Raw genomic sequence first — 11512 nt, forward strand, 5'->3', positions numbered from 1 at the left:
GTGCGACATCCCTACAGTGTGGTGACGTTTTTCGTCAAACCCGAAGCGGGATCAACGAAAAACGCTTTAAATACTCAAAATCGGATGCGACGGCGGGGCTCAGCCGTCGAACACCTGCATCCCATCGACCCAAGTGCCTTTGACAATGCCCTGCATCCGCGCGCCATCAAAGGGGGTGTTCTTGGATTTTGACCGAAGCTTGAACCGATCCAGCACAAAGGGCGCATCCGGGTCGAAGAGCACGAGATCCGCAGGCGCGCCCTCGGACAGTCGCCCGGAGGCCAACCCCAAGCGTTTCGCCGGGTTCAGTGCCATCGCGCGGAATAGCTCCGGCAGGGTCAATTGGCCCGCATGATAGAGGCGCAGCGCGGCGGGCAGCAGTGTTTCAAGACCCACGGCCCCGGAGGCGGCCTCTTCAAAGGGCAGACGCTTACTCTCTTCGTCCTGCGGCGTGTGCATCGAGGAGATCACATCGATCAACCCGGAGGCCACGGCCTCGACCATCGCCAAACGATCGTCTTCGGAGCGCAGCGGCGGTTTGACTTTGAAGAACGTCCGATAGTCGCCTACGTCCAGCTCGTTGAGCGTCAGGTGGTGGATCGACACGCCCGCCGTTACATCAAACCCGTTCTGTTTCGCCCGCTCCAGCGCCGGAAGTGCGCGGGCGGTGGTGATCTGGTCGAAGTGATAAGAAGCACCGGTCATCTCGATCAGCGCCAGATCGCGGTCGAGGCCCATGCGTTCCGCCATCGGCGACACGGCGGGCAGACCGCGCAGGGCCGCGAATTTGCCGGAGGTGGCGGCGGCGCCGTTTGACAGACCCGGGTCCTGCGGGTGGCCAATCACCAGCGCGCCACAGGATTTCGCGTAGGTCAGCGCGCGCTGCAACACTTTGGTGTTCTCGATGACATGATCGCAATCGGTAAAGGCCACGGCGCCCGCGTCGCGCATGAACCCGATCTCGACCATCTCACGGCCCTCGCGGCCCTTGGTGAGAGCGGAGAGGTGTTTGACTTTGACGATGGCATCAGAGGCCGCGCGGCGTTGAACAAATTCCAACACCTCGGGCGTGTCAATCGCGCTCAGCGTGTCGGGGCGGGTGACAATCGTCGTCACCCCACCCGCGGCGGCGGCGCGACCGGCGGAGGCAAAGCTTTCCTTGTGACGCTCGCCGGGTTCCGAGACTTTCACACCCAGATCGACGATCCCGGGGGCAAGGCATTTGCCGCCACAGTCAATCGTCTCGCCCATCGGCGGCGTGCCTGTGCCGCTTTCCGCGATGACATCGCCTTCGACGCGCAGCCACCCCAAACTGTCGGTCTGGGCCTCCGGGTCGATCAGGCGGGCATTGGTGAAAATGGTCATACGGAGCCTTTCTGAATATCGCGGATCAGCCCGTAGACGGTGCGGGCATCGGGGATAAGAGCAAACGCGGGCGTGCTGTCGAATTGTTCACCGACAATCGGCTCTGCGCGGGTGTTGAAACTGATCGTGCCTGGGTCTTGGCCGTCGAACTCGACCCCCAAAGAGGGGCGCAGGTCGAGGGCCAAAAGGGTCTTGCCGGAGAACGGCATGTCGCTTGCGAAAAACGCGCGGCGGGAGCTGAGCGAATACCATGTGCGCCGCGCGATGAAAGGGCCGAGGAGCAAAGGCGCAAATGCCACGAGGAGGCCGGTGACGAATTGGAACAGGCCGAAAATCCAGAACCCGCCTGCCGCAAAAGCGCTCACCATCCAAAAGAGGGCAAATCCCGCAAAGATCACGCCGAAAAACGCAAACGGCAGGCCGGGGCCACGCCATTGGATCTTCTGATCCGGCTGGCCTTGCCAGAGCACCCGCTCATTGGGGTGGAGGATATCCGCCCAGCCCTCGGTCATCCGCCGATCCAGACGAAGACGGCGACAAAGATCGCGAGGAAGATGAGAACGAAGGTCGCGACCATGCCGGAGATGCGCGCCGAGGATTTCGCCGGTTTGCCCTGCGGCAGTTGGCCTTTGGCGCTGTCGCTCTCGATCCCGATCACCGGCGGGATGTCGAGGGTGGTGCCATAGCGCCCGATCAGGGCGAAGGGCGGCTCCGGCGCAAAGCGGGTGTCTTTGTCATTGAGCGCTTTGGCGTGGATCAAAAGGAGAGAGCCGGTGAGCGCATCGAGGCGGGAGGCGTCCTCGCCAATCTCAAACCCGCTGGCCTCAGAGAGATAGCGCGCAAACCCATAGTCTCGCATGCTCTCCAGATCAAAGCGCTCGATGTTGGCCATGTCAGGCGTGGCCCAAAGGCCCAAAGCCTCGGCCAGCTCCTCGGTGCTCAAAGCCTCAAGCGCCTCGAGAGGTCCCTCGTAAGAGAAGGCCCAGATCAGCTTTTGCCCGGAATGGGGTATGACGAGCGCGTCGCTCACACCATCACCCCCGCCTCTTCGCGCGAGGCTTTGAGGTTGCGCGCGAGCAAATCCATCGCCGCCATGCGTACGGCGACGCCCATTTCGACTTGTTCCTGAATCACAGATCGGTTGATGTCGTCGGCGATGGTGCCGTCGATCTCGACACCGCGGTTCATCGGCCCCGGGTGCATGACGATGGCGTCGGGTTTGGCATGCGCCAACTTGTCGGCGTCCAGCCCGTAGCGGTAGAAATATTCCCGCTCGGACGGGATAAAGCCGCCGTCCATGCGCTCTTTTTGCAGGCGGAGCATCATCACCACATCGACGTCTTTCAGGCCCTCGGCCATGTCGTCGTAAATCTCGCAGCCAAACTCGCGGAACTGCTGCGGCACCAAAGTGGGCGGGCCGACGAGGCGCACGCGGTTCTCCATTTTGCCAAGGAGCATGAGGTTCGAACGCGCCACGCGAGAGTGGGCAATATCGCCGCAAATCGCGATGTTGAGACGGTGCAGCCGGCCTTTCGCGCGGCGGATCGTCAGCGCATCGAGCAAAGCCTGCGTCGGGTGCTCATGTTTGCCATCGCCCGCGTTCAGCACCGCGCAGTTGACCTTTTGTGCCAGCAAATCCACAGCGCCCGAATGCGGATGGCGCACCACCAACAGATCGGGATGCATGGCGTTCAAGGTCAGCGCCGTATCAATCAGCGTCTCGCCCTTTTTGATCGAGCTGGCCTGCATCGCCATGTTCATCACATCGGCGCCAAGACGTTTGCCCGCAAGCTCGAAAGACGACTGCGTGCGCGTCGAGTTCTCGAAGAACATGTTGATCTGGGTAAGGCCCTTGAGGGCGTCGGAATGTTTGTCGGCCTGACGGTTCAGGTCGACGTAACGCTCCGCCACATCGAGAATGGTGGTGATCTCATCGGGATGAAGCGGCTCGATCCCCAGAAGGTGTTTTTGCCGGAATGCCATGTGAGATGCCCCCTATGTGCTTTGCCTCCGCTTATAGAAAAGCACGCGCGGGCGGGCAATGCGCCATTCTCGACTTTTACGCGATTTACCTCCTCGTCCGGGCCTTGTAGCTTGGCCGTCATGGAGACTCAGATCGACTATTGGGAGGCGCACGCTCTTTTGGAGTGGCAGATCGAGCTTGGCGCGGCCGAGGCGATCTCCGAGACGCCTGTCAATCGCTATGAAATCCCGGAAAAAGCACCGAAACCTGCGGCTGCAGCCCCGGGCGCCCCGCAGGCCTTCGTGCCCGAGAAAACGGAAGATGCATCCGAGATCGCGTTGAAGCTGGCGCAATCGGCGGGGAGTTTGGAAGCGCTGCGGGAGGCTTTGGAGGGTTTCGAGCTTTGCGATCTCAAACGCGGCGCGCGCAATGTCGTGTTCTCGGACGGCAATCCGAAAGCCCGCGTGATGATCGTCGGCGAGGCGCCGGGGCGGGACGAGGACATCAAGGGCAAGCCCTTTGTCGGGCGCGAGGGGCAGCTCTTGGACAAGATGTTCGCGGCCATCGGTCTGGATCGGACCTCACCTGACTCTGAACATGCGCTTTACATCACCAACCCTATCCCGTGGCGTCCGCCGGAAAATCGCGATCCATCGCCCGCGGAGATCGCGATGCTGAAACCGTTTTTGATCCGCCATATCGAGCTTGCCGATCCGGATGTGATCGTGCTCATGGGCAATTGGGCCTGTACCGCGCTTCTGGGCCGTGCCGGGATCACGAGGCTTCGGGGCCAATGGCAAAAGGTGCTGGGCAAGCCTGCCATGCCGATGATGCATCCGACCTATCTTTTGCGCACGCCCCTAGCGAAACGCGAGGCCTGGGCCGATCTCTTGGACATTCAGGCCAAGCTGAAATCATAGGGCATCGCCCTTCACCGGAGGCATCATGAGCCACATCGACGACACCCTCGAATTTATCCCCGTGCGCATTGCGGTTCTGACCGTCTCGGATTCGCGCAGCTTTGCGGATGACAAATCCGGCGACACTTTGGTCAAGATGATCGAAGAGGCCGGGCATGTGGTGGCGGATCGCAAGATCGTCACAGATGACCGTCCGCTCATTCGTGACACGCTTCAGGCATGGATCGACGATAAAGACGTCGATGTGGTGATCTCCACCGGGGGCACGGGGCTTACGGGCCGCGACGTGACGGTCGAGGCGCATCGCGATGTCTATGAAAAGGAAATCGACGCTTTCGGCACGGTCTTTACGATTGTCTCGATGCACAAGATCGGCACCTCCGCTGTGCAATCGCGGGCCACGGGCGGCGTGGCGGGGGGGACTTATCTGTTCGCGCTGCCCGGTTCGACCGGGGCCTGCAAGGATGCGTGGAACGAGATCCTGAAATTCCAGCTCGATTATCGTCACAAGCCCTGCAATTTCGTCCAGATTTTCCCTCGGCTCGACGAGCACAAGCGTCGCAAGTGACAAACAATTCCGTGAGTTGACAAAAAACCGCGCCGGAAATCGGCGCGTGCATCGTATGCTTCTCAACCATGAGCGAGGTGTTGACGCCTCCAAGCAATTGACGCCAGCACAAAAGGCCCGCCTCTATGCGATTTCTCCGCCGTTCCCTGATTGGGTTGTTCCTGACCTGCGCCACACTTGCCCTTTTGGTGGGGGCCGGATATCGGGTCTACTCGGCCTATCAGGCCCGTCTGGCCGCCGAAAGCATGCCGCCGCAGGTGCGTGAACGTCAGTTTGCGGTCAATGTCACGGAGGTGGTGCCGCAGCAGCTCACCCCCATGCTCACCAGCTACGGTCAGATCGCCGCGCGCCAAAGCCTTGAGCTGCGCGCGCCGGATGCAGGACGGATTGTCGAGCTGTCCGAGGCCTTTGAAGAGGGCGGCGCGGTCAAGGCGGGCGAAGTGATCCTGAAAATCGACACCGAAGACGCCGATGCCGCGCTGCGCGTGGCACGGGCCGATCTGTTGGAGGCCGAGGCCGATCTGCGTGACGCCGAACGTGCCCGAACGATTGCCGCCGACGATCTGGAGGCCGCCCGCGCGCAGCTCGATCTGCGCAAGGCCGCGCTTGATCGTCAGCAAAGCCTGTTCGACCGGGGCGTCGGCAGCGCCAGCTCCGTGGAGGAGGCCGCATTGTCCCATGCCGCCGCCGGTCAGTCCGTTTTGTCGAAACGTCAGGCTCTGGCCGATGCGGAGGCCGCCGTCGACAGTGCGAAAACCTCCGTGCTGCGGGCCGAGATTGACCGCGACAACATGCAACGCACGCTCGACGATATGACGGTCACGGCCGCTTTCGATGGGGTGCTGAGCGATGTGTCTGGCGCGCTGGGCACGCTTTTGAGCACCAACGAGCAATTCGCCACGCTGATCAATCCCGACGAGTTGGAGGTGGCGTTTCGCATTTCCACGGAACAATACGCCCGGCTGGTCACCGACCGCGCGCGCCTGCCGCAGATGGATGTCACCGTGACGCTGGATGTGGCGGGGCTGGATCTCAAGGCCCAAGGCCGCGTCGTGCGCGAAAGTGCCGCCGTCGCGACGGGGCAAAGCGGGCGGACACTTTATGCGCGGCTTGACGATGTGCTGGGCTTTCGTCCCGGCGATTTCGTGACCGTGGAGCTGGAAGAGCCGGTGCTTGAACGCGTGGCCTTGGTGCCCGCATCGGCTGTGGGCGGCAACAACACAGTGCTGGCGGTGACCGAACAAAGCCGTCTCGAAGAGATGCCCGTCTCCGTGCTGCGCCGTCAGGGTGATGATGTGATCATCGGCACAGAGGGCTTGGTCGGACGTCAGGTCGTCGCCGAGCGCTCGCCCTTGTTGGGGGCGGGCATTCGGGTGCGCGTGAACGGTGCTCAAGAGGCGGGACAAGCCGCGGCTCAGGGCGTGGCACAGGGCGCTGCCGAAGCCGATATGATCGCCCTCTCTGAGGACCGCCGCGCCGCGCTTTTGGCCTTTGTCGCCAGCGCGGACGACATGCCCGAAGAGCTGCGTGTCCGCGTTCAGGAACAGCTTGCCGCGGACCAGGTGCCTGCCGATTTGGTCGAGCGTCTCGAACAGCGGATGGGGAGCTAAGCCATGTCTGTGCAGGAAGCGGGGTTGGCGAAGGCAAAAGGCATTCTCTCCTATTTCACGCGCCACCGGACGGCGGCGAACCTTGTGTTGGTGCTTTTGATCTGTGCCGGTCTGGCCGCGATCCCGCAGATGCGGTCGCAGTTTTTTCCGGATGTCGTGGTCGACAGCGTGCGCGTCTCGGTCGCTTGGGACGGTGCGGGGCCTGAAGATGTCGACAATGGCATCGTGCAGGTGCTTGAGCCCACGCTTTTGGCCGTCGAAGGCGTGCTGGAATCGAGTGCCACCTCGATTGAAGGGCGGGGCAATATCACGCTGGACTTCGAGCCGGGCTGGGATATGCAGCGCGCCGCCGATGATGTGAATGCGGCCATTGATACAGTGACCGAACTGCCCGATGGTGCCGATGATGCCCAAGTGCGCTGGGGCGGTTGGACGGATCGCGTGACCGATGTGGCGATCACCGGCCCTGTGGGGCTGGATCAGCTGGCGCGGTTTGCGGACGAATTGGTCGCACGGCTCTTTACGCAGGGTGTGACGCGGACGACGATCTCGGGCGTCGCGGCCTCTGAAACCATCGTGCGCGTGCCGACGCTGAGCCTGATCGAACATGACGTCTCGATGGAAGAGATCGCCAATGCCATCGCTTCGGCCGCCGATACTAGCCCGGCGGGCAATGTCGGCAACGGCGGCGCGCGGGTGCGCACGGGCGTCGAGAAACGCGGGGCGGCAGATATCGCCAGCATCGTGCTGCGCAGCAATGACGACGGCTCGCAACTGACCATCGGAGATGTGGCCACCATCGAGGTCAACGGCGTGGACCGCAACGAAGCGTTTTTTGTGGGCGACAATCCGGCGGTGTCGGTGCAGGTGGCGCGCTCTGATATGGGCGATGCGATCGGCATTCAAAGCATTGTCGAAGAGGTCGCCGCCGAGATGGAGTTGACCCTGCCCGAAGGGGTGACGCTCGATCTTTACCGCACGCGGGCGGAGTCGATTCAGGGCCGTCTCGATCTGTTGCTGTCGAATGGCGCGATGGGTCTGGGACTTGTGCTGATCCTGCTGTTTCTCTTCCTCAATGCACGCACGGCGATTTGGGTCGCGGCGGGGATTCCGGTCGCGATGCTGTCGGCCATCGCGATGATGTATGCCGCCGGTCTGACGATCAACATGATCTCTCTTTTCGCGTTGATCATCACTTTGGGGATCGTCGTGGATGACGCCATCGTGGTGGGGGAACATGCGGATTTCCGGGTGCGCCGTTTGGGCGAGGGCCCCGTCGAGGCCGCAGAGAATGCCGCAAAACGGATGTTTGCGCCGGTGTTTTCCTCGACCGTGACCACTGTGATTGCCTTCTTTGGCCTGACCGCCATTTCGGGGCGTTTCGGGGATATGATCTCCGACATTCCCTTCACCGTCATCGTGGTGCTGATCGCCTCTCTGGTCGAGTGTTTCATCATTCTGCCCAATCACCTGAGCCATTCTTTGACCGCGCAATCGCGGTCGCATTGGTATGACTGGCCTTCGCGTCAGGTCGACAAGGGCTTTCGGGTGTTTCGTGAACGTCTGTTCCGTCCGCTGGTCACTTGGTCCGTCAAACTGCGCTATCCGGTCGTGGCGGGGGCTGTGTTGCTCTTGGCCATCCAGATCTCCTTGCTGATCTCCGGTCAGGTGCAGTGGCGGTTCTTCAACTCGCCGGAACAGCCGGTGATCACCGGCAACTTCGCCATGGTGCCCGCCGGTCTCCGGGGTGATTCCATCGCCATGGCGCAGGAGTTGCAGCGCGCGGCCGAGGCCGTTGGTCAGCGCTATGAGGACGAATATGGCACCAATCCTCTGGTCTATGTGATCACCCAGATCGGCTCGAATGCCGGGCGTGGCCTGTCGGGGACCAATGGCAAAGAGGATTACCAACTGGGCGGCATCACGGTCGAATTGATCGACGCCGACCTGCGCCCCTATTCCTCCGCCGCCTTCGTCAGCGATCTGCAAGAGGAGGTGGTGAACCATCCGATGGCGGAAACCGTGTCCTTCCGGCGCGGGCGGTTTGGCCCCGGCGGCGATGCGATTGACGTCGATCTCTACGGTGCCGATTCCGAGACGCTGAAGGCCGCCGCAGAAGAACTTAAATCCCGCCTGTCGCAATTCCCCGAAGTCTCCGCCCTCGAAGACAACCTGTCTTACGACAAGGAGGAGCTGGTGCTCGAGTTGACGCCACAGGGCGAGGCGCTGGGCTTTACCATCGACGCGTTGGGCTCGGTTCTGGCGCATCGTCTGGGCGGTATCGAGGCGGCGACCTTTCCCGAAGGCGTGCGCACCGCGAGCATTCAGGTCGAAGTGCCCGAAGACGAGCTGACCGCCGACTTCCTCAATCGCACCCAGATGCGCGCGGCCTCGGGCGCCTATGTGCCGCTTTCCGATATTGTCACCGTTGAACGCAAGACCGGCTTTTCCACCGTGCGGCGCGAAAACGGGCTTCGGATTCTCACCGTCTCCGGCGATATGGACGAGGGCAATGCGGCGCGTTCGGCGGAGCTTCAGGATGAAATTCGCAATGAAATCCTGCCCGAGCTGGACGCGCAATTTGGCATCACGCACCGGATTTCCGGGCTCGCGGAGCAGGAGAACCGCTTTATCTCCGACGCCTTCCTTGGCCTCTCTGGCGTGCTCCTGGGGATTTACCTGACGCTGGCGTGGATTTTCTCGAGCTGGACACGGCCTGTCGTGGTGATGTCGGTGATCCCCTTTGGCCTCATCGGTGCGATCCACGGTCATGCGATCTGGGGCGTGCCTTTGTCGATGTTCTCCATCGTGGGGCTGATTGGGATGACCGGGATCATCATCAACGATTCCATCGTTTTGGTCTCGACCGTGGATGAATATGGCCGCGATCGCGGGCTGATCCCTGCGGTAATCGACGCCGCCGTCGACCGTTTGCGACCTGTGATGCTGACCACGCTGACCACGGTTTTGGGTCTGGCGCCGCTGCTTTATGAAAGCTCGGCGGATGCGCAGTTCCTCAAGCCGACGGTGATCACGCTGGCCTATGGTTTGGGCTTTGGCATGGTGATCGTGCTGATGCTGGTGCCGGCCATTTTGGCGATGCAGCTTGATGTGGCGCGTCAGGTGGCGGCGTTGCGGCGCGGGCTGTTCAACCCGAAACGCACGGGCACGGTGGGCAAGGTTCTGATCGGCGCGACCGCCTTTTCGGCGCTGTGGTTCGTGATGACCATCGGGCCGGTGGTGTTGCCCGGTGTGTTGCCGATGCTCTTTGGCTCCGGCAGTTTCGGGTCGGCTTTGGTGTTGTTCTTGGTCGGGCTGATCGCGGCGTTCGCCTCGACCTATATGGTGGTGGCGGGCATGCGGGTGCGGGACGGACAGAAAATCTGACCCGTCTCGCGGCTTTTAAAGTGTTTGGAGTTTAGCTTCCGGTGCAGCCCTGCGCCTCATAGGCGCGCCCGCCGCCGATGACGGAAATGGTCAGCGCCGAACGGTCGATGAAGAACGGCTGGGCCTCCGCGGGCACGAGATCGCTTTGCACCTCCACCGTGCCGCCTTTACGCTGCATCTGGGCCTCGGACACCCAGACGGAATGGTCGGGGTGTTCGATCACGGCGACCGCATCAGATGGCAGCGACGGCAGGTTCAGATGTGCGGTCAGGCGCATGCCGTCGCGCAGAGGTGCGGCGTCGCATTTCACATTGGCCACAGGCGTCGGGCGATCCGCCAGCGCCGCCTTGATCTGATTGTTCATGGAGCCTTTGCCCTCAGGCGTGAGCGTCGCGTTTAATTGCGCCTGCATCGGCATGCAGATGTCATTGCACACGCCCAGATCCATCGTGCCGTTTAGCCGAATGGCACCATTGGCCTCGGGCACCAGTTCAATCGGCAGGATCAGCTCATGCTCATAGCCGAGATACCACATGCCATTGTCGGAGAAGAGTTCAGGCACCGGCCAGTGCAGCTCCATGTGGGACAGGTTGTCGGAGCCTGCGAGATTGAAACTCGGGGGAATGCCGCTTTCGCCGGGGCTGCGCCAATAGGTGTGCCAGCCGGGCGCGAGGCGAATGCGGATCGCGGCCATGCGGTGCCCGTTGTCCATCTGCCACCCGGGCAGAATGTCGATCCGCGCCATATCTGAGGCCTCCTGCGCATGTGCGGCAGGGGCGGAGAGAGCGAGGCAAAGAGCGGTGGCAAGCGGCGCGAAAGGTGTTTTCATAGGTTCGATATAAGGAGAGAGCAGATCGTTACAAACTCACATTTGGACGATCTGGCCGTGAAGAGGGGCATTCTGTTGCGCAAATGTCTGCCTCTGCGTGCTGGCTCTGCGCCCTTCCGCGTCATTTTGCGCAAACATCTGCGTGACGAAGCCTTGCACCTCCCGGCACATTGCGGTGATGTGGGCCTATGGAACCCGTTTCTTCTGATTTGACAGGCAAGCTCCTGATTGCAATGCCGGGCATCGGCGATCCGCGCTTTGATAACGCGGTGGTTTTCATGTGCGCGCATTCCGCCGAGGGCGCGATGGGGTTGATGATCAACAAGCGCTCCGAGGAAATCGCCGTGGCCGATGTCCTCGATCAGTTGGAGATTCGCCCAAGCCCCGATATGCGACCCTTGCCCGTTCATTTCGGTGGGCCGGTCGAGGTCGGGCGCGGGTTCGTGCTGCATTCGACGGATTATGACGCCGATCATGCCTCGATGTCGGTGAGTGAGGGCTATGCCATGACCGCCTCGCGCGAAATTTTGCGTGATATGGCATTGGGGGGCGGGCCTTTGGATCGGCTCTTGTGCCTCGGCTATGCGGGGTGGGGGCCGGGTCAGCTTGAGGGCGAGATCGCGCAAAACGGCTGGCTCAGTTGCGATGCGGATCACGACATCATCTTTGCCACGCCCGATGCGCAGAAATGGGAAGCGGCGCTGAACTCTCTGGGTGTCAGCCCCGCGCTTTTGTCCGTCGACGCCGGGCGCGCCTGATCGCGCATCGCCGCGCAGGGCTCCGTGACGCAGCGTTCGGGTTGGGACGCGCAGAGGGGTTCGTTAGTCTCATAGACAAATTTGCGGTGACTCATAGGCTTGCTAAACTGTC

At 61.9% G+C, this 11512-nt stretch carries 10 protein-coding genes; 5 read left to right on the forward strand and 5 right to left on the reverse strand.

Annotated elements, in window-relative coordinates:
* Nucleotides 1-99 precede the first annotated feature (99 nt).
* Genes pyrC through LC094_RS19880 form a run of 4 tightly spaced genes read right to left on the reverse strand, consistent with a single transcriptional unit; the run spans nucleotide 100 to nucleotide 3348 of the window.
* Nucleotides 100-1365, reverse strand: coding sequence for a dihydroorotase (gene pyrC, locus LC094_RS19865; protein ID WP_226554519.1), 1266 nt, complete (start codon nucleotides 1363-1365; stop codon nucleotides 100-102).
* Nucleotides 1362-1877, reverse strand: coding sequence for an aspartate carbamoyltransferase catalytic subunit (locus LC094_RS19870; RefSeq protein ID WP_226554520.1), 516 nt, complete (start codon nucleotides 1875-1877; stop codon nucleotides 1362-1364). The genes pyrC and LC094_RS19870 overlap by 4 nt, the downstream gene beginning before the upstream one ends.
* Complete coding sequence (locus tag LC094_RS19875; RefSeq protein ID WP_226554521.1) at nucleotides 1874-2395, reverse strand: hypothetical protein; 522 nt, start codon at nucleotides 2393-2395, stop codon at nucleotides 1874-1876. Before LC094_RS19875 ends, LC094_RS19870 begins: the two co-directional genes overlap by 4 nt.
* On the reverse strand, nucleotides 2392-3348 hold the full coding sequence (locus LC094_RS19880; RefSeq protein WP_226554522.1) for an aspartate carbamoyltransferase catalytic subunit: 957 nt from the start codon (nucleotides 3346-3348) through the stop codon (nucleotides 2392-2394). The genes LC094_RS19875 and LC094_RS19880 overlap by 4 nt, the downstream gene beginning before the upstream one ends.
* Before the next feature lie 120 nt (nucleotides 3349-3468).
* Between LC094_RS19880 and LC094_RS19885 the strand changes: the two genes are divergently transcribed.
* The 4 genes from LC094_RS19885 (at nucleotide 3469) to LC094_RS19900 (ending at nucleotide 9813) form a co-directional block, all read left to right on the forward strand.
* A complete protein-coding gene (locus tag LC094_RS19885; RefSeq protein ID WP_226554523.1) occupies nucleotides 3469-4248 on the forward strand; it encodes a uracil-DNA glycosylase in 780 nt (259 codons plus the stop codon).
* Between the two features lie 25 nt (nucleotides 4249-4273).
* Nucleotides 4274-4816, forward strand: coding sequence for a molybdenum cofactor biosynthesis protein B (gene moaB / locus LC094_RS19890; RefSeq protein ID WP_226554524.1), 543 nt, complete (start codon nucleotides 4274-4276; stop codon nucleotides 4814-4816).
* A gap of 125 nt (nucleotides 4817-4941) precedes the next feature.
* Nucleotides 4942-6426, forward strand: coding sequence for an efflux RND transporter periplasmic adaptor subunit (locus tag LC094_RS19895; protein ID WP_226554525.1), 1485 nt, complete (start codon nucleotides 4942-4944; stop codon nucleotides 6424-6426).
* 3 nt (nucleotides 6427-6429) lie between these two features.
* Nucleotides 6430-9813 (forward strand): efflux RND transporter permease subunit, encoded by a 3384-nt coding sequence (locus LC094_RS19900; protein ID WP_226554526.1) that lies wholly within the window; start codon nucleotides 6430-6432, stop codon nucleotides 9811-9813.
* Nucleotides 9814-9844: 31 nt separating this feature from the next.
* Here LC094_RS19900 and LC094_RS19905 read toward each other — a convergent pair whose 3' ends face one another.
* Nucleotides 9845-10642 (reverse strand): protein-disulfide reductase DsbD domain-containing protein, encoded by a 798-nt coding sequence (locus LC094_RS19905; RefSeq protein WP_226554527.1) that lies wholly within the window; start codon nucleotides 10640-10642, stop codon nucleotides 9845-9847.
* A gap of 188 nt (nucleotides 10643-10830) precedes the next feature.
* On the opposite strand from LC094_RS19905, the gene LC094_RS19910 reads away from it, so the two are divergent.
* The gene (locus LC094_RS19910; RefSeq protein ID WP_226554528.1) at nucleotides 10831-11400 is read left to right on the forward strand and encodes a YqgE/AlgH family protein; all 570 of its coding nucleotides are present in this window, start codon (nucleotides 10831-10833) and stop codon (nucleotides 11398-11400) included.
* The last annotated feature ends 112 nt before the right edge of the window (nucleotides 11401-11512 follow it).

It is taken from the genome of Celeribacter naphthalenivorans, assembly GCF_020524585.1.
GTDB lineage: Bacteria > Pseudomonadota > Alphaproteobacteria > Rhodobacterales > Rhodobacteraceae > Celeribacter > Celeribacter naphthalenivorans.